The organism is Bacteroides sp. 1_1_14, assembly GCF_000162515.1.
Classification (GTDB): Bacteria; Bacteroidota; Bacteroidia; order Bacteroidales; family Bacteroidaceae; genus Bacteroides; species Bacteroides thetaiotaomicron.
Window position 1 is genome coordinate 523,463 of the sequence record NZ_GG774704.1, and the last position, 24,559, is coordinate 548,021.

The window sequence follows — 24,559 nt, forward strand, 5'->3', positions numbered from 1 at the left end:
GGCGCTTTAACACTACGTTAAAGCGCCGTTTCTATATACGATAAATGCCTTAGTCTGCCAACGATGATACGCCCTTTCTCCTTTTGGCTCTTTGGATGCCCGGAGACGAATGTTAAATCATTAACATTCTTTGGGGTAGTCCGAAAAGCTGGTTTTAGCTCGATAGTGCAAAGGAATGAACTAAACAGTAGTACACAATAGTAACTTAACTCTCCTCCTTCCCGAAGGAGGAGAATGGAAGATAGAACCGACTATCATTTAGCTCATAACAATACGTGAAAGAAACAAATCGGAAACAACCGGTTTTCTGGATTGATCCTAGTTTCTTCTCCTATGATTTTCGCTCCCGATGACAGATAGTTTTATTCGTCATGACCGATTCGTTTCTCTTTTCAGCGTAGACGGTTGCGACAACCGCAGACTGCTGACAATCGCCGCCACAACAGCAAACCCACTTCCGACCATAAGGCAGACCGCCGTACTCCGGTTGTGCACGACAAAACTGAAAAGTAACGCTACCAGCGTAGTACCGAACGTCTGCCCCAGCAAACGTGCCATTCCTAGCATTCCACTTGCACCGCCCGAACGTTTCGTTGGGGCGGAAGAGATAATCGTACTGTTATTGGGCGTCTGAAACAACCCGAAACCGGCTCCACAAAGCATCAGACGAAGAATTATACTGATATCGGACGATTCGGCAGTAAGCCCCGAAAGTGAAAAAAGTCCGACGGCAAACAACGCCATCCCGATACTCCCCAATATCCCCGGATGAATGCGTTCCACCAGATAACCTGCCAACGGTGCCGTCACCAGTGTAGCCAACGGCCACGGAGTCAGTAACAATCCTGTCATGACCTCGCTGTGCCCCAACGTATTCTGAAGGAAAAACGGGAGAGACACCATGGCCGCCATCTGAGCGATAAACGAACAGATAGACGTCAGAATCGAAAGCCGGAAAATCGGTATCCGCAATAAGTCCAGCGGCAGCAACGGAGTCGTCTGAGTCAGTTGCCTCCGTACGTAAAACGTTCCTACGATGGCCAATATGATCAATTGCAGCACAAGGAAATCCATCTCCTCATGATGCGCGAATCCGTCCAGCGTATAAATCAGTAACCCGAACGTGACCGCATTGGCTATCGCACTCACGAAGTCAAACTTCCGCTTCGACCGCTCTTCCTGTCTCGGCAAATGCTTGATACCCAGTAGCAGTGCCGTAATCCCTAGCGGTACATTGATAGCAAACAGCCAGTGCCAGCTGGCTATCGAAAGTATGCCGCTTGCCACCGACGGACCGGCAGCCGCCGATATCGCCACTACCATCGCATTGATTCCCATTCCCCGCCCGATCTGGCTTTTCGGGTATACGTAGCGCAGCTGCGCCGTATTCACACTTGTGATGGCCGACGCACTGAATCCCTGAAAGATACGTGCAATCGTCAGCGTCCAGAATGAATCGGACAAGGCGCAGATCAGCGAAGTGATGCAAAACAGCCCAATGCCCGACAGGAACACTTTCCGATAACCGATAATCTCCCCCAAAGAAGAGAAAGACAGCAGCGAAACAACGATAGCCAACTGATAACCATTTATAATCCACGTAGTTACAGCAGGCGAAGTTCCGAAATCGTGCGAAAGCGTAGGGAGTACGATGTTGATAATATTCACGTCGAGCACCGACATACAAAGTGCGAATCCGATGGAAACCACTGCCCAGATACGTCTCGGCATTGGCAGTCCATCGGTTTCATCTATAGAAGTGGTATTATTGGCTTGTATCATAAAAAAAACTTATTCTAGTAGAACCTTATTTTGTTTGTAAATGTAAACAAAACAAAGAAGTACGTGTTTCAATCTTCTTTGAAATATAAGTTTTTTTAGCGCAGGAGACACGCCCACAACAGTTCGTAGTAGCTCCCCCCGCACTAAACTAATACAAAACCTCCCCCACCATTATTACCTATAACCTATTACTTATTACCTATTCTCAATATCCTCTGATTGCTGCTTCCCCGAAATTCCAGATAAGGTGAAAAGAGCGCCTGTTCGAAACGCCCGTCCACCAGCACATCTATGTAGTCGAGTACAGCCTTCAAGCGCGGATTAGCCTGAATCTCTTCGTACGTATATCCCGTATAGCACCAGATATTCAGCCCCGTTTCCTTCTTTACCCTTTTGACAAAAAGCAGGAAAGCCTCCGGATTATAAAACGGATCTCCTCCCGAAAAAGTAACCCCGTCCAGCAATGGATTGGCTTTAATTTCCCGAATGATCGATTGAATCCTTTCCTCCGTCAGCAGTTCTCCCGCCCGCGGATTCCAGCTCTCCGGATTGTGACAGCCGACGCAATGATGAGAACATCCCGCAAGATAAATCGAATACCGGATGCCTTCACCGTCAACAATCGTTTCGGGATAAGTCGATAATAAGTGGAGAGCTGAAAGTGCAGAATTGAGAGTGTTCATCTTAAAATAAAAATTAAAGTTTCGCATGTGCTGTATCCCGCATGGATTGGGGCTGACTAAAAAGGTCGAAAAGTTGATTTTTACCCCCTCTACAAGTATCTGTAGAAGGGGTGGTTGTAAAAAGTTCTTTCTTTTTAGTCAGCCCCAAACAACTTACGAAACTTCAGTAAAAAATAAATGAGTGTCTTTCAACTTCTACAAGTGCTTCACGCGATCCTTTTCTTCCGCCCGTTTGGCAGAGTTCCAGGAGCTGAGGTCACCTGTCAGGTATCCGGTGATACGGCGCATGCGTAAGATGTTTTCGCTCTGGCATACCGGACATTTATCGAAGATTACTCCTTTGTATCCACAGTTGTGACAGGTATCCACCGGGTGATTGATGGAGCCGTAGCCGATGCCCTCGTCGTGCATGACCTTCACGATTTTCGCGATGGCACGTACATTCTTCTGAGCTTCCCCGTCCAGTTCCACATACGTGATGTGTCCACCGCGGGTGATGGCGTGGAAAGGAGCTTCGCGCCTGATCTTCTCGGTGATGCTGATCGGTTCCTTCACATCCACATGGAAGGAATTGACGTAGTAGTCGCGGTCCGTCACGCCGTCGATCTTACCGTATTTCCGTCGGTCTATCTTGGTGAAACGTCCCGAAAGTCCTTCGGCAGGTGTGGCAAGTACGGAATAATTCAGGTTATATTTCTCTTTATATTCGTCTACCACTTTGTTCATTTCCATTACAGCTTCGTACAGCGTGTCCCATGCCTTCTGGCTGTGTCCGTGGCCTTCTCCGTAAAGTGCCACCATTGCATTGTGTCCGCCGATAAAGCCGATGCCCAGCGTACCGCTGCGTAACGCATCGCCCACTTGCTCGTTCGGATTCAGTGCGCCGCCGCCTTTCCATACGTCATTTCCCATCATGAAGGGGAACTGGCGTGCCAGTGCGGTGCGTTGATACTGGTAGCGCTCGTACAGTTGATCGGCTACAAGAGTCGCCATATTGCGGACTGACTCCATGAAAATCTCTTTCGCTTTCTGTTCGATGGCATCCTTGTTGCGTTCACCCTCAATCAGATTTTCCGCCTTGATGCGTGCTTCGATGGCGAGACGCGGCATGTTCAGTGTGGTGAATGAAAGGTTTCCGCGTCCCAGAGATGACTTTTCTCCTGCCACATTCTCAAATACACGGGTGCGGCATCCCATTGTAGCCAACTCGTAGATATACCGTTTCGGATCGTCTGCTTTCCATTTCTCGTTCTTGTTGAAAGGCGTGTCCAGGAACATGAAGTTCGGGAAAAGCGCTTTCGATGTAGTCTGACAGGCTCTCAGCAGCAGGTCGAAGTTCGGAGCTTCGTAAGTTCCCCGCATGGCGTCTTCGATGTTTTCCGCCTTCATCGCTTTCTCGAAGTCCTTTTCGGAGTAAGAAACTCCGTCCTTTACTTTGAAAATCTGGATCGGGAATACGGGGACTTCACCACGTGTTCCGAGTCCTTCGATGGTGGCTTTCAGCAGTTCCTCGATCACGAGGCGGCCTTCGGCGGAAGTATCCGTTCCGTAGTTGATGGAGCTGAATACCACTTGGTTACCTCCACGGGAGTGCATGGTGTTCAGGTTGTGGATAAAGCCTTCCATCGCCTGATGTGTATCCTTCTTTGTCTGCTGGTACGCTTTCTCTGCGATGCGTGTCAGGTGTTCCTTGTCAATAATGATTTGCAGGGCTACCAGGGCGATGCGCAATGTTTCGCGTTCTGCTTCGGTCGATTTGATAGAGGGCAGATGTTCCTTGATTAAGGTGCGGATTGCTTTCTCGTCCGCCTGTGTTCCGTTCTCCATCGCCACGTAGAAATTGATGAACGAAGCCAGATGTTTGCGGAAAGACTTTGCCACTCCTTTTGCCATGAAGAAGTCGAAGGCGGGGATTGCCTGTCCGCCGTGCTGCTCGTTCTGGTTGGTCTGGAAGATGATGGTGGCAAGCGTAGCATAACTTTGGATGCTTTGCGGTGTGCGGATGCTGCCGTTCTTGGTGCGGAAGCCACGTTCAAAGAGATCGTCCATGTCATATTGGATGCAGGTGGTCGTCTTTGTCGGGTAGTAATCGAGGTCGTGAATATGGATATCGCCCAACTGGTGCGCTTCGGCAAAACGTTTCGGCAACAGATATTTATAGGTATAGTCTTTGGTGACTTCCGATGCGAATGTCATCATTTGTCCGGCAGGCGTGTGGCTGCTCATGTTGGCGTTGCTCAGGTTCACGTCGTTCTTGTCGATGGCGACGATGCCGTCCATCACGTGCTTCATCTGGGTTTTCTTGTCACGCTCCGTGTTCCGCCATTCGCGGTAGATGATGTACTTCTTGGCTACTTCGGGGCGTACCTTCATCAATGCCTTTTCTACTAAGTCCTGAATTTCCTCCACGGTGATCGTGGGGTTAGTGAACTGACTGATTACACTCATCGTGACGTCAGCAATCAGTTGCTGCTCGTCCTGAATCCCTGTCGCACTGAATGCTTTACCGATCGCATTCTTGATCTTACTGATAGAGAAATCTTCTCTTTTACCATCTCGTTTGATGATACAAATTTCCGCGTAGTTCATAACTTTAACTCCCGAAAGTGATTAATAATATGTTTATTTGACTCCGGCAGGTCTTCTGACTTATCCCTCCCCCGCAGCGCCTTCCCACATCTGGATGCAGTGACATAGTGTGCGGATTCACAGAGAATTACAGCAGCGGGTACTGTCGCCGATTTGCACAGCGTTCCCTCATTGACTAAACCTCTTTTTAGTTCCGAAACCGGATACAAAGATAAAGGATATTGTGATAGCTTGGATAGGATTTAACATTAAATTTCGGGAAACTTTTCTTTCTGCCTGATACAGAAAGTTTTCCGTTTTGGAAAACTTTTAAGAAATGATTCTTGTAGAAAATATTAGTTTTTCTTCTCTGTTATATTGAAATAGTCGGACTCTCTTTTAAGTGTCCCATGTCCCATAAGTGTACTTATTAAAGGACTCACGCTTTTATCGGACTTAAAAAAAGTAGACTAAATGAAGATTTTAAAAGATTTGCATACTGGTAGAAAGAAGTTTTCCAGAGTTGAGCGGATGCATTTTTTGCAAGAGCTGGAAGAAGGGCTGAAAGTTTATTATCTCTCCTATACAGAGACAGTAGATAGGCCTTATTCCGAACAGGAACAGGAGATTATTGTCCGGATTATCAAGATGCTGATTCGTCAGCTTCGGGGTACATCCAAGTTTCAATTGTTTAGCAGGAGAGGTACAAGACGTAAGTCCGAAGATCCGGATGATGTGGAAGAGCGGGAAGAGCGCCGGAAGGAGCAGACAGACGAGATACGTTTGAAACATACCAACCTTTACTCGTACAATCCTCTTTCCAAGAAGTATAAAGCGAGGAAAGAAGAGCTGCTTCGGAACCTGAAAAGGGAGTTTTAATCTTCCGGATGTTTCATTGAGAACGTCCGGGAGGTAACAGGAAGAGTAGGCCGGCAAATGCGTATATATTGTGAGTCCTTGCGTTTGTTGAGTCTGCTCTTCTTTGTTTATCTTCTATTTATTCCTTTTCTGTTTTTTATGTTCCTGCTTTTTCTGATAGGCTTCTTCTAATGTATATTTGTTTACTTTCATTGTTGTTTTATATCCAAGGAATAATCCTGTTAAAAGTAACATCAGATAATTGTATAATATAGACTTAAACTCTAAACTGAAGGTTATATATATTACAAAATACCAGCAATAAATTTGCGGTATTATTATTTCGGAGTTCAAATATAATGTCCGGATCATTCCTTTTTCTTTCAGAGGCTGTTTAGGTGTCTTTATATATGGAAACAGATAACTCATCATTCCACCTATTGCAATAATTGCTCCCCAAAGCATGAGTACTATTACAATAGTATGCTTTAGGTAGTAATATTTATAAAAAAAAGAGGAAAACATGAAGCAAGGAATTATTATGACGCAAAACCATGAAGTAAGTTTCTCATATATTGCTATAAAAAGATGTCTCATATAACTATAAATTAATCGTTAAAACAAATTATTTCCATCATTCTTTTGTGATTTTATATACCTTGATATGGGGTAATTATGTTCTAATTGCCCATATCAAGGTAGGAGACTGGTAAATCCTAGTGCATAAGAGTTATTTATTTTTTTTCTTTTTTACTAACTCGATTTAAAATATATAAGTTGGCTCTTATTGCTATTCGATTTCCAAGAAATAATCCTAGTAAAAGTAGCATTAAATAATCAATATATATGGATTTTCGAGCGAAGAAAATAATATATGCTGCTGCACAGTAATAATATAACATATCAATGTTTTGATGAAACTTGAAACAAGCTGTTTGAATAATATCATTAGTTTCTACTTCCTTTCCCTTTGGATGTTTATTCCTCTCAAAGTAATTTAATATCTTACCTATCAACCATATTATCCATGAAATTAATAATAATATCATGATAATAAACATAAACTCAAATTCTCCTAAGTCAGGATGAAAAAAACAATAGATAATCATTAAAATGCTGTTGAGTATGGTTATCTTCTTAAATATCGTTGTAAAAATATCTCTCATAAATTTACTGCTTGTTTGCTGGCTCTTGCTTCTGTAAAAATAGAATGAAAGTTGTAAATATTCCCTGATATAGATTAGCCATAGCTGGTTAATTATGTCAGGGAATATAAATCATTTACTCTTTCTTTTTATCTGAATGCTGAATCTTTTTAATAGCCATTCTATATCCTAAATATATGCCAAATAGGAGTACTATATAAAAATTAAGTAAACTATATCCTTTAGGTAAAAAGATATATATTGTAAAAGAATAGTAAAATAATAGTCGTATTGTAGTATAGGACTTGAATAATGCTTGATTGGTTCTTTTCTTTTTTTTTGTATGCGAATCTTTTAAATATAATATCATACCTACGAACTCAATTGCAGCTATAATCAACAGTACTATTTTGATAGCCAGCAAATAAGGTAGATCATATATATCAAAATAGAAACAATGATAAAAAATTGATAGAAAACATGCTAAAAGAAATGTTTTCCTAAAAAACGTAGTGAAAAATAGTTTCATAATTCTGTGTTTTATTAATAAAATATATTACTGAATATTTTCTCCCACAGAGTGGGTTCATTCTTTTGTATACGTTCTTTTTCTACATCTGTATGAGCTTCAACGGCATCTTGACCTGGTTTCGGATTGAAAACTTCTAAAATCCCGCTAATTAAAAGCCCGGTACCTGTCACTCCTAGACCTATTATTGTCTTTTTTCCTCCATCTTTAGGATCCCTTTTAGGAGCCGGATCACCATTAGGCATCATTCCCGATACGTTGGTATCTATGCTGTTTGCTATGTTTGCTTGTTGCTGGTCTAAATCCTCTTTAGCTCTTCTGTCTCTTTTCCTCTGATGATTGTATTCAGGACTAACAGCGCTCTTTACTTGATAAAACAAAAGAGAGCCAAAGGTATAAGACATCTTGGGGGCATCAGTAATCATTTGGCCCAACTCCGCGAACTTGTTAGATGTATGTCTCATTATTTGCTGATCTGAAGGCAAGTTATAGCTTTGAGTATTTGCCAAAGGGTAATAGAACGGGAGAGGGCCATAGGGCGTCGGGATTGCTACTCCTTGTTTGCCATCCGGGTCTATATGTGTAACTGGATTATTAAAGCAATACCCATAAGGAGTATTTGAATAATTCTTTTCACTTGATGAATCCATTACGTGCCATCTTCCTAACGTTGCGTCATAATGTCTGGCTCCATAATCATACCAATCCAGTCCGTTTTTTCTGTCCAATTCCTTCCCATTATACTTATAGGGTTGGTTGGAATTAGCAGACGAAGCTATTAGTCCTCCAAATGGATAATAATGATTCACGTCTTTTACTTCACGGTTCTGATCGTATACAATACGGATATTACCCATATGATCTTTTAGGTAATAATTGTAGACGGGTGTGGAACCGGATAAAGAAATGTACCCTTCACCTTCAGTTAGAATCTTTTTGAGACTTCCATTTTCATAGACCGCATTGCCGCAATAGTCTGTAACGTTCACAGAATTTTCGTTCTTGTGAGTGACCTGAAGTTTTCTTCCGTCGGCTCTATACAGATAGCTGACCGTACTTCCGTCAACGAACTCTATTGTTTGGGGCAAATTTAGACAATTATATTGAATATCAGTGATTTTCTTGTTTAAATCTTTGGTCAGATTACCATTAGTGTCGTAAAAGTACTCTGTCGCTAGCTCAGCTCCTTTTTTGAAATCGAATCCGCTGCCATAAGTATTCTTGGTTGCGCTATCTGTTACGCAGAGTAAACGATTGCCGGTATATGATAATGATAAGCCATCAACTTGTCCGTAAGCATTTGTATCTGTCTGTCCAAAACGTTGTAATCCTCTGATATTCCCATTCTTGTCATAAGAAGTGATACCTTCGTCATAGCGTCCCCGATTCAGACTCATATCGTCTTTTTCACCATATTCTGCATGAACCAAACGGTTTAATCCGTCATACTTAAAACGATAGCCTCTCATGTTGGCATCACTTTCTGATTTCCACGTCATACTACTGATATTCCCATTATAGCATGGTGTGCCGGTGCCATTATGATAAAAGAGTTGTTGTGAGAAAAATGGAGAAGTTGACTCTGTCATCTGGTCGTGGATATCATATATGTATCTGGTTATAACTCCATTCATTCCCACATCTTTGAATTGTATGCGGCGAGCGGTATCATATTGGTAACTAATCAACTTCTTTGAATTGATGGCATCACCGAATTTGTGGTTTATTGAAATAATATCATCCACTTCGTTATATACATAGCCATACTCTTCCACATACTGATTTCCGTTTTTTACTTGATATGTGCACATTTTGGCCGAAGGCTTTCCGCTAAAAGTATAAGAATAATATTCGACATCATATCCTCCTTTATGGTTTTGCGAGCGGCTCTGTACGATTTTTCCTTTATCATCATAATAAAAAGCGCTTGATAGATAAAGATCGGTGCCTAAAATTTTAACTTTCGTGCCTGTCAGTAATCCACGAGCAGAAATACTACCGTAAGTTGCGTTTATGTATTGAAAGTCATATTTGCTGTTATGGTCATAAGCTAACTGAATATCCGAAGTAAAATAATAGTCATCATAATAGTTTGCCTGCAATAAAGAAGACAGTGCATAAGGAAAGTTTTCGACTTCATACCCCGACTTAAGTACTCCTCCGTTTTCAGTAGAAGTCCGATATGCTCTGACTATTACATTTTCCAGTGACGGTTTGGCTGTAAGATTGCAAAGTCCTTTGAGTGTTTCTCTTCCTATGTTATCGTAAAATGTGAAGGTCCATTCTTTTTTCAAAGATTGGTTTCCATCTTGAGATAAGATAATCCTGTCAGACTTATCGTAAACGTAGCTGACAGCGGAACAACCTGGAAGTTTTTTTGAAATGCAACGGCCAAAGGAGTCATACTTGTACTCATAGGCATATAATTCAAGATTGCTTAACGATATATTGTCATTTATCATCGGAGGAAGTACGAATCGTAATCTGCCCATACTGTCATAAACGGAATAGGTATCTGCCTTTTCACTTCCGTTCAACTGCCTGATAAGCACAGTATGCCCCTGTTTATCGATAAAAGTATAAGTCGTTTTTCCATCCTCATCTGCCGTTTTCGTGACATTCAAGTCTCCTGTGGGATAATCATTCTGACGATCTAGATAATTATATTCATTTATGTAATAGAATGAGCAGCGTAACAAATCGGATGATGTATTTGGCAGATATTCCGTTTGTTTGGGATGATCTGCCCAAGCGTCACCGGGACTATATTGCCGGAAAGTACGGTTCAGGGTAGATGATGGCTCATAGATTGTTTGTGCAAAGGGTCTTTTGTCATTTCTGTCATAAGCTCCATTGATAAGTAGTTTATAACTTTTAGGTTTCAAGAAGGTTTGCTTGGAAGTGGCTGGAAGCCATGTTTTCTCTGCTCGTCCCAGGCTATCGTATTCTTGCAAGAAATGCTTGTAAATGGCACCCAAAAAGTTGTTCCCATCGGATAGTGTTCGCTCGGATTCGCGCCCTAGTCCATCGTAAAATTGAATTTCATCAAAATATTTTCCACCGTCTTCGCTGAGCATTGTACGGGTAAAAACGTAATTCGTATTCTGTGGAACAGAAGGTAATGTGTCATTTACGGCTTTTGATAGTTTTACATTAGTATTAGCCGTATGTCCGCAGGCTAGGGTAGCACTGAACATGGACAATAGAAATATAATATGTTTTCTCATATTTTTAATTTTAATTATTGAAGATCTAATGAATATTGATAATCATATTTCTTTTCAACTTTTTGGTTGTTATCTTTTTGATTCTTAAGTCGTTGTAGCAAATCGTATTCGTAATAAACAGATATTCCACGCGGATTAGTCATAGAAGTAGTTCCTACCATAGGCTGATAAGTGTATGAAGTTATTTGTGCTTGAGGCAACGAAGTTCTCAGCAAAGTAAGTTTGGAAAAGTCCGGAGTTTCTGCTTGCATAAATGAAAGTAAATCTCCTATAGCTGTTTCAACTTCCTGAAGGGTTACCCCTTTTATTTCCGCCACCAGATGCTGATAATTATATCCCCAGAGGTAGACTGTTTTTTCACCTCCTCTTATTACGTACAAAGGATGTTTGTAGCCATCATAGTCCATGCAATGATAAGTTTCCTTCAGAGGTCCGTCACCTACTCTTTGCCATATAGCAGTGCAAGGGAAAATAGTGATGGACGATGTACCTCCCATCTTTGTATATTCATAATTTATTTCTCGGAGTTTCTGGGGAGATTTACCTTCGGGAATGAAGTATTTCAATTCTTGAACGACAGGCGAGAGAACATGATTATTCACCATTTCTGTGCAGACCTTTGATGTGAAATCGTAAGGTCTTTTGTGTACCAGCTTCTGTATACCTCCGTTGACGGTGGTCTTCGTTTCTTTTATCAAGCCATACTGATCATATTCATAGTCAGTTTGTATATTTACCGGAGCTAAAGGGTTATCATGGTTTGTTTCCACCAGATTTTTCGTCCGGTAATTGTATAAATACTCTTTGTATGCGCAACCATCTATATAATAAACGACCGAACTCGGACAAAATCGAGCAGTTGATACTTTCATAGACTTGACATATTGTTCTGGAGAGCGCTCATAAGTCATTTGTATCTCAGATTTTATTGTATTATCTGCCGAGTACTCCGTTTTGTGTAAAAGGCATCCTCGCTCTATTTCTCTGGAGGCATAAGGTTGGTAAGGAAGACGGTTTGGATAGATTAGGGCGTTGGGGGCATCGTCAAGATGTCCGTTATCAAAGTTGGTATATTGGTAACGTGTGAATGAGCCGTCTATTCTTTTCTCAATAACTTCACTATATCCAATATGACAACCGGAGGAGTTGATACAAGCTGGTAGTACAGATTGGCTGCTGAATCTTTTGATAATACGCTTCAGGTTTTTATCTGATTTTCCACGTACATGATAATCATCAAAATAATATTTAAACTGTCCGCCCAAAACACCGCTTGATACATTCGCCTTATCTTTTCTGGTCATATAATCACTTACATAAAAATATTCTTTATCCAGTTTTTCATCTGCTTCTTCACCAGTGACGCTGTTTATTATCTTTTTAATTCTTAATCCTCCTGCTGTTTTAGAGGTTAATGATTCGTCGCATCCTTCCCAGCGGTTCACTTTTACTTGCTTGCAATATTTATGGGACTCAAATTCGAAACGTGTATACCCTCCGGTGGGATAGTACAATTTGTCCAGTACTCCATAAGTCAGCACTTGGTCGTTTGGCTCGCGTGAGGCATAATGGGTTTCGTAATTTTCAGTCATCAGACGGTTGTTAAAGAATCCCCAATGATCGACTTTGCCAGCTAGATATACAGGTAACAGTTCTGGAGAGTTATACTTCATCTCGTAGTTTCTTCCTTTTATTCCCCATACAAATTCTGATATAGACTTTAACATCAGTCGTTGGGATGGATCGTTTGTATATGTGAAGTTAAAATCTCTGATCCATTTCCCTTTTTTATCCTTAATCTCCAGATTGTTGAGTTTATACCATTTTAGTTTATTCAGACATGCCGGATAATTGTCGTCAATCGGATTATCTGCAAGGAAGTTGACAAAACGGTAGTGGGGATTTCTCTGCCATATACCATACTTAAATTCGTAAATATCCCGTGGATATCTAAGTTCGGTAGTTTCATAACGACTAAATGTTACATCACATTCTGGGAAGGAGATATGATCAAGATAAACTGGAGATATCAGGCTTCCTTCGTAACTTGCGCCAATTGAGGAATGGCTTGAAGATTCACATTCTGGAGAGAGAAAACCGCCACCATAAGTATATGACCCTAAATCATCGTTCAAGGAGATATCCATTTGGTTAATAAAATCTCCACGTGTATACGAATAAGTAATTTCCTGTCCATTAGCCAGAAGGATCTTTGTCAGATGCCAAGCAGTAGCAGTCCAAAAGTCAGTCGATTGGTTGAAAAAACTGATAGAATATTCAATTGCATTCTGTTCTTTGCCAAAAACATATTGAGTGCCATCTTCAGCGGTTAAAGTAAAACCGTCAAAAGAAGGAGAATAGCCGGAATATTCGAAAGCGGTATAAGCGTAGTTAAATGGGACTTTCATCCAGGTTCCGCTGAAGTCCACTTTGATAGGTTTGTCGCATTGTACCATCCATGTTTTGTCACTATTCATCATAAATTTCCCTTGGTAATTCAAGAAACTGAAGTTAAATTCATCCGGTTCGATGTCAAAATCCCCAAAGCGTTCTATCGTTGTTTCAAGGTAATCCGAAGTGTTCCATGTAGGGGTGTCCAAAATGCCGGAATGAAAGTAGTATCCTTTTTCTTCAAGTCCGGGGTAATTTTTTACATTAAGTTCATCTGGAAATCCTTTTACGATTCTTGAAATAACACCTCCGGCATTCAGATTCCATCCAACTCCGGTCCATCCGGGATGTTGATCCGGACGAATGCCGGCAGCATGATAACTAAGAGAGAATGGCACATGAAAGTCTCCGACTGTTACTTCATATAAGGGGATAGACACATCGGGAATACCAGTAAAACAGGAAACCGGAATTTCACCATAAAGTCCGAGATTGGCTACATTGGGACTTGGTAATGATTGAGGTGCTTGGGGTATTTGAGCCTGAACGGTACCTCCCAACAAACCTATCAATAGAAAAATAAAATAAAATCTTTTCATATACAACATATTATTTATTAGATTATTTTTTAATGGAAAATCACAGGTGACACAAGTTTGTATAATTTCACTCTACTGAATGATTATCTTTTATAGCGCCACCTGTGATAATTTCTTACAGACTCATCGCATTAGCGCCCAATACGCCTGCTACTGCCGAAGCCACCGCGATGACTACCTTCAGAATCATATCCCAAAGGGATTTCTTCATTGCCATAATTTACACACCTCCTTTCCGAATACTTTTAAATGGTTAGTTACTTCCCGAAAACTCTCTTTTTACCTCAAAGCAAGGACATGCTTTGATCCACTCTTCAGGTTCGATCTCCCCGTCTCCGTTCAGGTCCGGACTGAGATCCCGGTGTCCGCACACCCGGCAGCCGGGGAAGCGTTGTTTCAATTGATACACCAGCAGCCGGAGCGAAGCTTTCTGTTCCGGTGTCCGTGTATCTGCCGGGCGTCCCCGGCAGTCCAGACCGCCTTCATAGCAGATTCCGATACTCGATGCATTGAATCCTTTCACATGTGCCCCGATGCGTTCGATGGGACGGGTGAGGAGTGTTGTCCCGTCTTTGCGGATATAGTAGTGATAACCTGTTCCGTTGAATCCCCGTCGTCGGTGCAGCGTCTCCAGGTCAAAGGCTGTCAGTGTCCGGTCCGCCCGTGTTGCGGAACAGTGGATCACGATTAAATCGATCTTTCTCATGATTCGTCAGATTTGGTAAATCCCCGGTTTATGATTGCCTTATACGGTTGGGTCCGGAGCTTCTTCGTCACCGTCATCGGGATCCGGTTTGGGTTTGGGGGTTTCCGGATCGGTCTTGTCTCCTTCGCTGCTTTCCGGTTTGTACTTGCTGAAGTCCAGCGTTTTCAGTGCGTCTTTAATCTCCTTTCCGGGGCGGAAGCGGACACGGGCACCTTTGATCAATCCTTCTTTCACATCCTTCTGGACGAGTACGCCGTTGCTGCGCAAAGTGACATAAAACGAACCGATATTCCCCAGACGGACGATCTCTCCTTTCTTGAAACTGTCGATCATTTCTGTCTGCAGGGCACGCAGCACACACACTACGTCTGCCCAGTTTACGGTACTCGAACGCTGGATGCGTTCCGCCATTTCATCTATATCGATCTCTCCGCTCGATTTAGCGAGAGCGTAATATAGGTCCGGTTTGTCTTTTTCCATCATGTTCTTGCGGAGCACGCTGGTGAATGAAAATACTTTTGCCATTTCTTTACTGGTTTTAAGTTCTTGAATAAATGATAATAAAGTGTTGCGTCACAGGTGGTTCCTTGCTTGTGACATGACAAAAGTACGGTAGTGGGGATGGGCGATGTCTGTATTTGTCCGCAGGTGTCCGCAGATGTCTTTTTTTATCTGGAAATGTCTGCGGATGTCTGTTCTTGTGGTGGTTTGAGGCCGGGATTAAAAAGAAATTCCCTGATGCGAGCTGAATAATACTGTTCAGTTCACATCAGGGAATGGAACGATTCGTTCCTGATTGGGGTTTAGGACTATGTTATGCTATGTCTTATTCTTTATTGTCTATGTCTTGTAGGTCCCGGCTAAGTTTGTTTTCCAACTCTTCGATACTGGGAAGTCTGGATTTGATATCTTTCGGCAGGGCTTGACCAAGTTCATAATCGGAGATTCCTATAGGTTTATGTACATCCCGTAAGGCATATTCCGCCATAATCTGGTCTTTGTTTTGACAGAGTAGCAGTCCGATGGTCGGATTGTCTCCCTCCCGGCAAAGGATATCGTCTACAGCCGAGCAATAGAAATTGAGTTTGCCGATATATTCGGGTTGAAATTCTCCTCTCTTAAGCTCTACGACCAGATATCTATGCATGAAGGCATTGTACATAAGAATGTCGATGTAGAAATCTTTTTCTGATACTTCGATATGGTATTGCCTGCCCATAAAGGCGAAGCCCGCACCCATTTCGACGAGAAACTTCTCGATATGTTTTATAAGGCCCAGTTCAATATCTCTTTCGTCGTACTCTTCGGTGAACGTAAGCATATCAAAAATATAGGGGTCTTTTAATGTCTCTTTTACTTGCTTGGCTTGTATTTCGGGAAGAGTGGTGTCGAAGTTACTAGCCAATGCTCCGTGAGAATGGTAATAGTCTTGCTTGATTGCCTCGATAAGGAAATCCCGGCTCCAACCGTTTTTCAGGCATTGGATCATGTACCAGTAGCGGGCTTTTATGTCTTTAGTGCGTTGCATTAAGGTTATATTATGTGACCAACCTAATTTGCTGACAGGTAGGACTATTTCATTATTGTTCAAATACGAAACGGCCCGTTTCGTATTTGTAAGTTGCTGATTATATTCATTATAGAACTGTATCATGAACTGGCAGTTCCTGACAGAGAATCCTTTCATCTCCGGATAATCATTCTTCAAGTCATTGGCGAGCTTCTCCAGGGCATTGTTTCCCCAACCTATTTGTTTTTGACTCTCGGACAGTAGTTTGCCAATATCCCAATACATTGAAAGCATTTCTTCATTGGCTGTGTAAATCGCCTTTTTTTGTGCTAGTAGTACTCTTGCTTTTACTTGTTTGAGTAGATATGCATAGTTGAATGCATGGTTTTGATTTTCCATTTTGATTTCGTTTGTTCCGCTAAAGATACTACTTATTATTGGTTAATCGCTCCCCCTGTTCTAATTATTTTCTTTGCTTGTCTGTATTTGTCCGCAGGTGTCCGCCGATATCCTTTTTTATCCGGAAAAGTCTGTATTCATCCCAATAAAATCTGCTTATTATTTTACAAAACGAACTTTTATTAGTACCTTTATACCATTATAAAATGCTAATAAAATGAGATTATGAAAGAATTAATTGAAGAGAAAAAGTTTGAAATGAGAGCCTATGACAAAGTAGAGCTGGCTCTGCTTTATTGTCCGGGACGTTCGGCAGAGTCAGCTCTTAAAACACTGATGAGATGGATCAAGCAATGCCAGCCGTTGATGCAGGCGTTGGGCGGCATCGGATATAATGTGCGGCGGCATCGTTTCCTGCGTCAGGAGGTGGAACAGATTGTCCGTCATTTGGGCGAGCCTTGAAAAAAGAGAGAATGAAGTTCTTTATCTCTGCTGCTGTTCATACGTCTACTTCCGGTTTCCAGTATATCATTCAGCAGATTGTTGTACTTCTCTTTCTCTCTTCATGTATATGTCTTTCTTCTTTCCAGTACTTGATGGAGGCAGTTTCAGTACTTCTTTTCCCTGATTCAAGTACTTGTACTTCTCGGTTCTTGTACAACCTTTGCTTCTTTCTTGTACTTGTTTCCGGTACGTTTCTGAACTCTGTCGTTACTTCGATGTACGTTTTCTATACCAATTTATCGGGCGTTTTCCGTTACTGCCACTGCCAACTGCCACTTAGCGCTTATTTGTCAGTGAATTCTTTTATTCTGATATATTTATCTGTTTGTTTCTCAATGTATTTTAGCTCGATGAGGCTTTTTAGATATCTACAGGTACTTCGTTCGCTGATACCTTCTGTCAGTGCTTTCTCTTTAATCTGTTTGTAAGTAAAAATCTTAGGTAAGCTCTCTACGACCGACCGGATTCGGAAGTATGACTGCATAGGCTGAGGTTTCATTTTCTCTCCCGGCAGTGAGGAGGCGACCAGCAGGCTGTGGTTGAGGATGGTTTGTACGATCTGCATGGAGGCATGAAAATCCTCGTCTGTACAGATGTATTCCTTCATCTGCATGGCACCTTCATACTTGCGCAGGGCGGTGAAGATGGAAGCTATGCGTGCCACCATCAGTGCGCCACGGAGTACGATAGAGCCCGGCGCGTCCGCTTGTTCGCTGGCCACTTCGTTGAGCAGACAGTCGAAGTAGGCGGTATGTTCCTCCCATTGTCTGTCGCTCAGCGTGACTTCCGTAGGAGATTGTTGGAAGAAGAAGTACATCTCCAATACTTCCTTGCCGAATCCCTTGTAGAGTGTGATATAATCTTCCTGTCCTTTGATGGGGGCCGCCGAACGGTATTTCCATCGTGCTCCGCAGGTGTAGATACCGAAACGGCAGTAAAGTCCGTTTTCCAAAGAGCGGATAAAGTTGGCCAGTTGGCTGGGGGTGCCGGACAGGCAGAGTGCCAGGCGCGGTACTTCTGCGCAGATGAGTTCGCCGTCTACCTTATAGTCCGTGGCTACCGGTTCATGATGGTAGGCGGCACGGAACACATCGTCGTGCTTGCCGTAATCCTGCTTGATGGCGCCGGAGATCATGTCCAATTCGGTAGCACAGATAATGAGTCCGAGGTCTCCGTTGATTTTCAGCCGGCGGATAATTTGGTTTCTGGAAGTGCTGGGGGCACCGCAGAGGTGGTAATATTCCGGTGGTTCGGGCATGGGAGCAGGGGAGGCTGCTGTAGATTTCGTCCCTTTTTTGATTTGTTGGTTGGTTCGTTCCCATTCCGTGAGTTCACGGTCGTAGGCATCCTTTTTCCGTTTGTTTTCTCCTTTCAGATAATTCTCGATTTCTCGTGGGAGCATGTTTGCCAGTGTGAGAAGTCCTTTACCGGTGGCGGGGGAGCAATGATCAGGGTGTAGAGCTGCGGACTGTAAGGACGCTGGTCGAAACTGATGCGGACTTGTGGCAAACATCCGCTCAGGTTGGCGATCAGTCCTAGAAGCAGTATATCGCGTTCGCGTTTGCTGCGTGCCGGTTTCATGGCTCTTTTCAGAAAGTCGGGAAGATGGTCGTATACTTGGTTAGGAATGCAGGGAGTAGATCCTCGTAATTCTTCATTTTTTATGGACAACTCTTCTTCTTTCCCCGATTCATTTCCCACAGAAACAGGCCTAAAGGTGTCAGTTGTCAGTGTTGGCAGTGAATTGTGGGTCTCTTGGGGTGCATAAGATAGATCAACGTATTGATATCCAGCTGATAAGTCTTTTCTGAGTTCTTGCAGCGTGTAGCCGTTTCTCACGATCTCTACTGACATAACAGATGTTAATTTTTCAAGGTCTTCTTTTGAAAATCCCTTACGTCGTGCGCTTCTTCCCATTGCTAGCATAGACTCGTGGCGGTTGCCTTTCTGCCAGGGGTGGTAATGGGTGAAGTTACGGGCGAAGGTTTCGATGTATCCGCAGGCTTCGGTAGCGGGAGGGAAGGGGGAGGAGGAGCCGTTACTGGTGGTATAAGGGGTGCCGTTGCTGCCTGGAAGGTTTCTTTTATCCTTGATCAGGTTGGTTAACGAAGGGTCGGTGTCGAGTTCTTCCCTCCACGGATAAGGTTCGGGAGTGGGATTGTAGTAGGCGTCGGCATCCCATACGCAAGAACAGGGCTGGGTGATGCGGGCGCATTGTTCGTCGCACGGATGCCCGGCGATGCGTTCCAGTGTCTGCTGGCAGATGGCGTAGGCGAGAGGATACTCTTCCGGGGTGCGGGCATCGAGAAATACGACGACTTTGAGGCCTCTGTCGGAGATACTGGTCTGCGTGTAGGCCACGTAGGGGAGAGCACGGAAAAGGGCTTTGACGGCAGATGTCCGTTCGTTCAGGTGGTCGAGGTCGTACATGGCTAGTCGGCTCATCTTTTCCAGATTGGCTGCGGCATGGCTGCAATGCGGGCGGCAGATGCCCTCGATGATGACGACAGGCATGGCGTCTTTTACCATTTTGGCTTCATTGCTGCGGTCGGGACGGTCTTGTAGTTTGCGGTAGCATTCGGTCTGTGCTTTCCAAAGTGTGCCGATGGTTTGCAGATAAAGGTTGTACAGGGTGATTATGGTAGACTCTTTGCTCCAAGTATTTCTAAAAAAGAAAATTGAAATTGTAAATTTTCGGTTTGTGGTAAGCTTTGCTTTTCCATACTATGTTTTTTTGTTTTTATTGATAAATGATAGTATGAGATAAAGAAGGGAGAATAGTGCTTTCACTATTTTATTGAGTGCAGAATAGTCGGTTCCTTAAGTCGGCTGCAAAGATAGACCGGGTGTAAGGAAGGGTGAAATGTTAAAAAAGTGATTTTCCTATGTGCTATGCTTGGTTTTTATCTGGTTACAACTACTTCAATGTCGTAATTGATGAAAAGTCCGCTTTCAATAACGCCCGTGATTGTTTTCAGCTGTTCTTCCAGCGAAGCGTCAATATAATGGAAACGGGTATCAAGGATAAAGTTTCCGTTTTCTGTCAAAATAGGACCGTCTTTTCCGTGGGCGGGGCGTAGTGATATTTCGGAGGCACCCAGTCGGCGCAGTTCTTTTTCGACGTATGACAGTGCATGCGGGAACACCTCTACCGGTATGGGGAATTTGCTTCCCAAGATATTGACAAGTTTGCTGGGATCGACGATAATGAAGGTTTTTCCGCTGCTTCTGATCAGCAGCTTTTCTTTGAACATGGCTCCGCCACGTCCTTTTATCAGGTTGCGGTCGGGGTCTACCTCATCCGCTCCGTCGAATGTCCAGTCGGGGCGTTTGTCCCAAAGGGTGGTCTGCGGGATGCCCAGTTGTATGCAAGTCATGGAGATTTCCTGAGAGGCGGGAATCACTTCCAGATATAGGTGCTCTTCGTGAATCCGCTTTGCCAGCTCAAACAAAGTGAGGTAGACGGTGGAACCGGAGCCGGCCCCTATCACATCGCCTGTTTTGGCTGTGGCGGCGATCTCACGTGCTACACGTTCTTTCGCTTCTCTGTTGATAATCTCATTGGACCATTGGAGGTCTTTGATCAGGTGATTTTCCCAGTTCATGGTTCTTGCAGTTTTAGAGTCTCTATTTATATAACGAATGAAAGGGAGTGTTTGGTTCAACAAAAACGGAAGAATTAAAAATAGATGGATGATTGGTTGGAATATAGTTTTTAATATCTATATTTGTAACCTAAAGGTTTCTTTTTGGAACCTATGGGTGAAACTTAAAATAAGAATATGGACTAAATTCTATGGTTATGGAAAATATTACGATTGAGAAAATGGAGATTAAAAGGTTTAATGCTCTTTTGATGCGGACGATTGTCGGTATGTTGTTTATGGGAGTATTAATGTGGGAGACATTTTGTCTTGATACTGGCAGAAAGGGATTTTTGGGAGAGACATGGTATATATTTGCATTTGCAGTTTTGCTGTATGTCGTTGTAGCGATAAGAGCTTCCGATATTTTGGAGGGAATAAAGAAAGATAAGAAATTAATGGGAGCATTAGATAGTGAAATATATTCGGACTATAATTCTAAGGCTTTGACAGCAGGCTTTTATGCAGCTATGCAAATGGGATTATTAGTTTATTGCTTTGGAGATTTTTTTTAATCTCTCGGTACGTATGGGTGCTCTGGTTATAGTGGTGGTAGCTATGCTTTTCTCAGAACTAAGAAGATTGCTTCTGTATAATCCCTATAAAGATGGAAAATAAAGAACTGCTCAATAAAATAAAGGTCTACAGGGCGATGAAGAATATCAGCCAGGAAGAACTGGCTGTAGCCATTGGAGTAACCCGAAAGACAATCAATACGGTAGAGACCGGAAAGTTTATTCCCTCTACTGTCCTTGCGCTGAGGATAGCACGTTATTTCGGGGTTCCGGTGGAAGAAATTTTTGTGTTGAATGATGAAGCATCGTATTGAAATGATGAACTCTGCCTGACGGCTTTCTTTTACTTACAATATCAGCCAGATCGCTATGATATGCCCTATGCTTCCTCCCAAACAGAACAGATGGAACGTAGCGTGCATATATGGCTTGCGCAGCGAATAGAACACTGCCCCGATGATATACGAAACTCCTCCGCCTATCAGCCACCAAAAAGCCGGACCGGCTCCCATCTCTGCTAAATGATCCATCAAAGGCTTCATAGCCACGAGGATGCAGGCTCCCATAGCTATATAACAAGCGGTTTCCAGATTACTGTGTTCTTTCAGTTTCTTGAAACTCAGTATAAAACCGACGATAGCCGACAGCCAGACAAAAGAGAAAATTCCCCATCCCCAACCGCCTGCGTGCCTCATGACGAGCAGTGTAAACGGAGTGTACGTCCCCGCAATGTGCAGATAGATAGCCCCGTGATCGAATTTGCGAAGCAATTCCTTCAGCTTACCCGGACGGCTGCCGTGATACCAGGTGGAGCTGACATAAGAAGACAGCATGCCAAACAGGTAGACGGTTACACAAGCTACCGCCCACTTCGGTTCGGCACCCGCCGCCGCTTTCGCGAGCAGGAAATAGCCGGCTATGACTCCAAGCAGTATACCTGCTCCGTGACTGAGCGTGTTTGCCCATTCTTCGACGTTATTGTATCTTTTATTTTCCAATGTTTCCTTTCGGCTTTGGTTAGAGCCGCAAAGGTACACTTTTATTTTTTCTTGAAAGCCAGAGTGATTTTCTTTTTAATAGGTTGGGTTTTCTTTCTAAACCAGTTTTCCTTCGATGAAGGTGGAGCTGATTCGCGTTCAGCTTTGATTGATTTTATCAAAAACTCTTTCATCTGATTGGCTGGTGGGTATATCCATACAAATTCAGAGTCTCTATAACTTTGGTCAGCTTCCGAAAGAAAACTCCAATCTTCCGTGTCAAAGTTATAAAACCCAAGATTGGTTTCTCCGTGTTCGTCACAAGTCAGTACTATGACTGAAAACTCTTCTTCCTCATGTCTGGGAAGTTCTTTCTTTTTGTATATCTTCATATTCTCTTTATTATAATTTTGTTATTAAATTGTTTTGCTACTTGTTTTCGGAAATCAAGGAATAACGCAAGCTGGCTGACGTTTTCTTTCAGTGTCGGATTGCGTCCGTTGGAGTAATAAGGTATCTGGATGTCGGCATACGCCGTTGCGGTGGTGTCGGGAGCAAAGCTGGTCATGGTGAGCTCTTCCTTGGAGGGTTTTCCGTACTTCAGATTCGGTTTGATCGTGTTATCGGACTGCTGTGAAAAGGTAGTCGATAGCAAGCATAACAGAAATGTTGAGAATATGAATAGTCTTTTCATATCGGGTGTGTTTTGTCTTCTCCGACAAAGATAAAAAAAATAGAGAAAGGTGTGTCTCCTTTCTCTATTTTTATTTCAGTTATGCGGATAAAAGATTATACCAGGTGTCCGATCCACTCTTCGCGGTCGCCCGGAAGGAGGTCGATGACGGGGACTTCTACCATGGTGTAGCACCCCGGTTGCTGCTTCATGGAAGCGCGTGCCACGCACACAAGTACCTGTGCGGTCAGTGCCGGATTGTTGATGCGCATATTGAACTCGAACAGCTGATTCTGCGTTTTACCGGAAACTCCCTTGCGAGTCAGATTTACACCGTGTCCCATATCGAGCAGTGCGTCTACGCTGGGCACAAGTTTTACATGTGTCTCGTCGTTCACGAAGTAAGGGTCTGCCTTGATGGCTGCGGCTACTTCTTCAAACTTGTATCCGTCTTTCAGTTCGATATATACCATGCGGCGGTGGATTCCCGTTCCGGTAGGGATCGTCATGGAGAGGGCGGCTTTCACTCCGTCGATCGCTTTTACGGCTACGGTGTGTCCCATACTCATGCCGGGACCGAAGTTGGTGTAAGTGATGCCTTTCGGAGCGATTGCTTCGAGCATGGTGCGTACGATCGAGTCGCTTCCCGGATCCCATCCTGCGGAGATGATGGATACGGCTTTGTGCTCTTTGGCGGTGGCATCCAGCGTGCGGCGCAGGTCAACGATGCCTGTGTGGATGTCGAAGCTGTCCACCGTGTTGATTCCCATTGCCAAATATTCTTTCGCGTATTTCTCAACGCTGCGGGTCGGTGTGCAGAGGATGGCCACTTCCACTCCTTCCAGCTCTTTGATATCTTTGACTACTGCATAGTTTGCCAACTCTTCCGGCTTGTTCTCTGCTCCTGCACGACGAACTACTCCGGCTATTTCGAAATCAGGCGCTGCCTGTAGCGCTTCAAGTACATAGTGTCCGATATTGCCGTAACCGACAATAGCTGCTCTTACTTTTTTCATTCTTTTATTGGTTTTATATGAACATTTTTCTTTAATTCTGCCACAAAAGTAAACAAATTACTAGGAAGTTTTGTTTACTGCCTGCATTATTTTTAATTTTTTTCACCTCTGACTGCGAGGCGGAAATGTTGCGAAAGTCTTTTCATCTGTGGTGAATTTGTCTTATCTTTGCTCACACTATGATAGAATATGTAAGAGGCGAACTTGCCGAACTTAGTCCGGCAACCGCAGTAATCGACTGTAACGGGGTAGGCTATGCCGCCAATATATCCCTGAATACTTATTCGGCTATTCAGGGGAAGAAAAACTGTAAGTTATATATCTATGAAGCTATTCGGGAGGACGCGTATGTGCTCTACGGATTTGCCGACAAGCAGGAGCGGGAGATTTTCCTGCTGCTCATTTCCGTGTCGGGCATCGGAGGCAATACGGCGCGTATGATTCTCTCTGCCCTTTCGCCTGCCGAACTGGTGAATGTGATCAGCACCGAAAATGCGAACTTGCTGAAAACGGTGAAGGGGATCGGACTGAAAACAGCGCAGCGTGTCATTGTCGACCTGAAAGACAAGATAAAGACGATGGGAGCCACCGTGGCAGGAGGAAGCGCTTCTGCCGGAATGCTGCTGCAATCTGCCAGCGTAGAAGTGCAGGAGGAAGCGGTAGCCGCTCTGACCATGCTTGGCTTTGCCGCCGCGCCTTCGCAGAAAATGGTACTGGCTATCTTGAAGGAAGAACCGGATGCTCCGGTGGAGAAAGTAATAAAACTGGCTTTGAAAAGACTGTAAAAAAGGTAGCAAGTAATAGGTAATAGGTAATAGGGCGTGGAGAAACTA

Annotated in this window: 22 protein-coding genes and 1 riboswitch; of the genes, 5 read left to right on the forward strand and 17 right to left on the reverse strand. The window is 43.4% G+C overall.

The window, feature by feature from the left end:
- Positions 1 to 369: 369 nt before the first annotated feature.
- The 3 genes from HMPREF9007_RS15845 to HMPREF9007_RS15835 all read right to left on the reverse strand — a co-directional run bounded on the left by HMPREF9007_RS15845 (position 370) and on the right by HMPREF9007_RS15835 (position 5,054).
- Positions 370 to 1,782 (reverse strand): MFS transporter, encoded by a 1,413-nt coding sequence (locus tag HMPREF9007_RS15845; protein ID WP_008761111.1) that lies wholly within the window; start codon positions 1,780 to 1,782, stop codon positions 370 to 372.
- A 188-nt stretch (positions 1,783 to 1,970) separates the two neighbouring features.
- Positions 1,971 to 2,465: an anaerobic ribonucleoside-triphosphate reductase activating protein gene (gene nrdG / locus HMPREF9007_RS15840; RefSeq protein ID WP_008761112.1), complete on the reverse strand. Its 495-nt coding sequence runs from the start codon at positions 2,463 to 2,465 to the stop codon at positions 1,971 to 1,973.
- A 195-nt stretch (positions 2,466 to 2,660) separates the two neighbouring features.
- Complete coding sequence (locus HMPREF9007_RS15835) at positions 2,661 to 5,054, reverse strand: anaerobic ribonucleoside triphosphate reductase (protein WP_008761113.1); 2,394 nt, start codon at positions 5,052 to 5,054, stop codon at positions 2,661 to 2,663.
- A gap of 27 nt (positions 5,055 to 5,081) precedes the next feature.
- Positions 5,082 to 5,267, reverse strand: a riboswitch (cobalamin riboswitch).
- A gap of 240 nt (positions 5,268 to 5,507) precedes the next feature.
- On the opposite strand from HMPREF9007_RS15835, the gene HMPREF9007_RS15830 reads away from it, so the two are divergent.
- On the forward strand, positions 5,508 to 5,912 hold the full coding sequence (locus HMPREF9007_RS15830; RefSeq protein ID WP_008761114.1) for a hypothetical protein: 405 nt from the start codon (positions 5,508 to 5,510) through the stop codon (positions 5,910 to 5,912).
- Positions 5,913 to 6,625: 713 nt separating this feature from the next.
- On the opposite strand, the gene HMPREF9007_RS15820 is transcribed toward HMPREF9007_RS15830, so the two are convergent.
- The 7 genes from HMPREF9007_RS15820 to HMPREF9007_RS15790 all read right to left on the reverse strand — a co-directional run bounded on the left by HMPREF9007_RS15820 (position 6,626) and on the right by HMPREF9007_RS15790 (position 16,397).
- Positions 6,626 to 7,057, reverse strand: coding sequence for a hypothetical protein (locus HMPREF9007_RS15820; protein ID WP_008761116.1), 432 nt, complete (start codon positions 7,055 to 7,057; stop codon positions 6,626 to 6,628).
- A 522-nt stretch (positions 7,058 to 7,579) separates the two neighbouring features.
- On the reverse strand, positions 7,580 to 10,792 hold the full coding sequence (locus HMPREF9007_RS15810) for an RHS repeat-associated core domain-containing protein (protein WP_032850292.1): 3,213 nt from the start codon (positions 10,790 to 10,792) through the stop codon (positions 7,580 to 7,582).
- 14 nt (positions 10,793 to 10,806) lie between these two features.
- Positions 10,807 to 13,782: a hypothetical protein gene (locus HMPREF9007_RS15805; protein ID WP_032850331.1), complete on the reverse strand. Its 2,976-nt coding sequence runs from the start codon at positions 13,780 to 13,782 to the stop codon at positions 10,807 to 10,809.
- Positions 13,783 to 13,897: 115 nt separating this feature from the next.
- The gene (locus HMPREF9007_RS27095; protein WP_008766360.1) at positions 13,898 to 13,993 is read right to left on the reverse strand and encodes a smalltalk protein; all 96 of its coding nucleotides are present in this window, start codon (positions 13,991 to 13,993) and stop codon (positions 13,898 to 13,900) included.
- 42 nt (positions 13,994 to 14,035) lie between these two features.
- Entirely contained in the window at positions 14,036 to 14,488 is a 453-nt protein-coding gene (locus HMPREF9007_RS15800; RefSeq protein ID WP_008761120.1) for an N-acetylmuramoyl-L-alanine amidase, read from the reverse strand.
- Between the two features lie 39 nt (positions 14,489 to 14,527).
- Positions 14,528 to 15,013, reverse strand: a complete 486-nt coding sequence (locus tag HMPREF9007_RS15795) for an HU family DNA-binding protein (protein ID WP_008761121.1) — start codon at positions 15,011 to 15,013, stop codon at positions 14,528 to 14,530.
- Between the two features lie 301 nt (positions 15,014 to 15,314).
- Complete coding sequence (locus HMPREF9007_RS15790; protein ID WP_008761122.1) at positions 15,315 to 16,397, reverse strand: PDDEXK nuclease domain-containing protein; 1,083 nt, start codon at positions 16,395 to 16,397, stop codon at positions 15,315 to 15,317.
- Between the two features lie 225 nt (positions 16,398 to 16,622).
- Here HMPREF9007_RS15790 and HMPREF9007_RS15785 point away from each other — a divergent pair, with 225 nt between their 5' ends.
- The gene (locus HMPREF9007_RS15785; RefSeq protein ID WP_008761123.1) at positions 16,623 to 16,859 is read left to right on the forward strand and encodes a DUF4248 domain-containing protein; all 237 of its coding nucleotides are present in this window, start codon (positions 16,623 to 16,625) and stop codon (positions 16,857 to 16,859) included.
- A gap of 325 nt (positions 16,860 to 17,184) precedes the next feature.
- Here the strand turns inward: HMPREF9007_RS15785 and HMPREF9007_RS27595 are convergent, their stop codons facing one another.
- From HMPREF9007_RS27595 to rpiA, 3 genes are all read right to left on the reverse strand, one after another.
- Positions 17,185 to 18,303: a DUF3987 domain-containing protein gene (locus HMPREF9007_RS27595; protein WP_277754646.1), complete on the reverse strand. Its 1,119-nt coding sequence runs from the start codon at positions 18,301 to 18,303 to the stop codon at positions 17,185 to 17,187.
- Positions 18,273 to 19,430: a BT4734/BF3469 family protein gene (locus tag HMPREF9007_RS27600; protein WP_259012142.1), complete on the reverse strand. Its 1,158-nt coding sequence runs from the start codon at positions 19,428 to 19,430 to the stop codon at positions 18,273 to 18,275. The genes HMPREF9007_RS27595 and HMPREF9007_RS27600 overlap by 31 nt, the downstream gene beginning before the upstream one ends.
- Before the next feature lie 374 nt (positions 19,431 to 19,804).
- Positions 19,805 to 20,506: a ribose 5-phosphate isomerase A gene (gene rpiA, locus HMPREF9007_RS15775; RefSeq protein WP_008761124.1), complete on the reverse strand. Its 702-nt coding sequence runs from the start codon at positions 20,504 to 20,506 to the stop codon at positions 19,805 to 19,807.
- 197 nt (positions 20,507 to 20,703) lie between these two features.
- On the opposite strand from rpiA, the gene HMPREF9007_RS15770 reads away from it, so the two are divergent.
- On the forward strand, positions 20,704 to 21,060 hold the full coding sequence (locus HMPREF9007_RS15770) for a hypothetical protein (RefSeq protein ID WP_277754647.1): 357 nt from the start codon (positions 20,704 to 20,706) through the stop codon (positions 21,058 to 21,060).
- 92 nt (positions 21,061 to 21,152) lie between these two features.
- Positions 21,153 to 21,374: a helix-turn-helix transcriptional regulator gene (locus HMPREF9007_RS15765; RefSeq protein WP_008761125.1), complete on the forward strand. Its 222-nt coding sequence runs from the start codon at positions 21,153 to 21,155 to the stop codon at positions 21,372 to 21,374.
- 33 nt (positions 21,375 to 21,407) lie between these two features.
- Here the strand turns inward: HMPREF9007_RS15765 and HMPREF9007_RS15760 are convergent, their stop codons facing one another.
- The 4 genes from HMPREF9007_RS15760 to HMPREF9007_RS15745 all read right to left on the reverse strand — a co-directional run bounded on the left by HMPREF9007_RS15760 (position 21,408) and on the right by HMPREF9007_RS15745 (position 23,726).
- Positions 21,408 to 22,058, reverse strand: coding sequence for a hemolysin III family protein (locus HMPREF9007_RS15760; RefSeq protein ID WP_032850333.1), 651 nt, complete (start codon positions 22,056 to 22,058; stop codon positions 21,408 to 21,410).
- A gap of 41 nt (positions 22,059 to 22,099) precedes the next feature.
- On the reverse strand, positions 22,100 to 22,429 hold the full coding sequence (locus tag HMPREF9007_RS15755; protein ID WP_008761127.1) for a hypothetical protein: 330 nt from the start codon (positions 22,427 to 22,429) through the stop codon (positions 22,100 to 22,102).
- Positions 22,426 to 22,731, reverse strand: coding sequence for a hypothetical protein (locus HMPREF9007_RS15750; RefSeq protein ID WP_008761128.1), 306 nt, complete (start codon positions 22,729 to 22,731; stop codon positions 22,426 to 22,428). Before HMPREF9007_RS15750 ends, HMPREF9007_RS15755 begins: the two co-directional genes overlap by 4 nt.
- A gap of 95 nt (positions 22,732 to 22,826) precedes the next feature.
- Positions 22,827 to 23,726, reverse strand: coding sequence for a diaminopimelate dehydrogenase (locus HMPREF9007_RS15745; protein ID WP_008761129.1), 900 nt, complete (start codon positions 23,724 to 23,726; stop codon positions 22,827 to 22,829).
- A gap of 179 nt (positions 23,727 to 23,905) precedes the next feature.
- Between HMPREF9007_RS15745 and ruvA the strand changes: the two genes are divergently transcribed.
- Complete coding sequence (gene ruvA, locus HMPREF9007_RS15740) at positions 23,906 to 24,511, forward strand: Holliday junction branch migration protein RuvA (protein ID WP_008761130.1); 606 nt, start codon at positions 23,906 to 23,908, stop codon at positions 24,509 to 24,511.
- Positions 24,512 to 24,559 lie beyond the last annotated feature (48 nt).

What these genes read in the sequence shown, in the direction of transcription:
- HMPREF9007_RS15845 (WP_008761111.1), bottom strand. Translation starts at nt 1,782, where the DNA reads ATGATACAAGCCAATAATACCACTTCTATAGATGAAACCGATGGACTG.
- nrdG (WP_008761112.1), bottom strand. Translation starts at nt 2,465, where the DNA reads ATGAACACTCTCAATTCTGCACTTTCAGCTCTCCACTTATTATCGACT.
- HMPREF9007_RS15835 (WP_008761113.1), bottom strand. Translation starts at nt 5,054, where the DNA reads ATGAACTACGCGGAAATTTGTATCATCAAACGAGATGGTAAAAGAGAA.
- HMPREF9007_RS15830 (WP_008761114.1), top strand. Translation starts at nt 5,508, where the DNA reads ATGAAGATTTTAAAAGATTTGCATACTGGTAGAAAGAAGTTTTCCAGA.
- HMPREF9007_RS15820 (WP_008761116.1), bottom strand. Translation starts at nt 7,057, where the DNA reads ATGAGAGATATTTTTACAACGATATTTAAGAAGATAACCATACTCAAC.
- HMPREF9007_RS15810 (WP_032850292.1), bottom strand. Translation starts at nt 10,792, where the DNA reads ATGAGAAAACATATTATATTTCTATTGTCCATGTTCAGTGCTACCCTA.
- HMPREF9007_RS15805 (WP_032850331.1), bottom strand. Translation starts at nt 13,782, where the DNA reads ATGAAAAGATTTTATTTTATTTTTCTATTGATAGGTTTGTTGGGAGGT.
- HMPREF9007_RS27095 (WP_008766360.1), bottom strand. Translation starts at nt 13,993, where the DNA reads ATGAAGAAATCCCTTTGGGATATGATTCTGAAGGTAGTCATCGCGGTG.
- HMPREF9007_RS15800 (WP_008761120.1), bottom strand. Translation starts at nt 14,488, where the DNA reads ATGAGAAAGATCGATTTAATCGTGATCCACTGTTCCGCAACACGGGCG.
- HMPREF9007_RS15795 (WP_008761121.1), bottom strand. Translation starts at nt 15,013, where the DNA reads ATGGCAAAAGTATTTTCATTCACCAGCGTGCTCCGCAAGAACATGATG.
- HMPREF9007_RS15790 (WP_008761122.1), bottom strand. Translation starts at nt 16,397, where the DNA reads ATGGAAAATCAAAACCATGCATTCAACTATGCATATCTACTCAAACAA.
- HMPREF9007_RS15785 (WP_008761123.1), top strand. Translation starts at nt 16,623, where the DNA reads ATGAAAGAATTAATTGAAGAGAAAAAGTTTGAAATGAGAGCCTATGAC.
- HMPREF9007_RS27595 (WP_277754646.1), bottom strand. Translation starts at nt 18,303, where the DNA reads ATGCTCCCACGAGAAATCGAGAATTATCTGAAAGGAGAAAACAAACGG.
- HMPREF9007_RS27600 (WP_259012142.1), bottom strand. Translation starts at nt 19,430, where the DNA reads ATGGTAAAAGACGCCATGCCTGTCGTCATCATCGAGGGCATCTGCCGC.
- rpiA (WP_008761124.1), bottom strand. Translation starts at nt 20,506, where the DNA reads ATGAACTGGGAAAATCACCTGATCAAAGACCTCCAATGGTCCAATGAG.
- HMPREF9007_RS15770 (WP_277754647.1), top strand. Translation starts at nt 20,704, where the DNA reads ATGGAAAATATTACGATTGAGAAAATGGAGATTAAAAGGTTTAATGCT.
- HMPREF9007_RS15765 (WP_008761125.1), top strand. Translation starts at nt 21,153, where the DNA reads ATGGAAAATAAAGAACTGCTCAATAAAATAAAGGTCTACAGGGCGATG.
- HMPREF9007_RS15755 (WP_008761127.1), bottom strand. Translation starts at nt 22,429, where the DNA reads ATGAAGATATACAAAAAGAAAGAACTTCCCAGACATGAGGAAGAAGAG.
- HMPREF9007_RS15750 (WP_008761128.1), bottom strand. Translation starts at nt 22,731, where the DNA reads ATGAAAAGACTATTCATATTCTCAACATTTCTGTTATGCTTGCTATCG.
- HMPREF9007_RS15745 (WP_008761129.1), bottom strand. Translation starts at nt 23,726, where the DNA reads ATGAAAAAAGTAAGAGCAGCTATTGTCGGTTACGGCAATATCGGACAC.
- ruvA (WP_008761130.1), top strand. Translation starts at nt 23,906, where the DNA reads ATGATAGAATATGTAAGAGGCGAACTTGCCGAACTTAGTCCGGCAACC.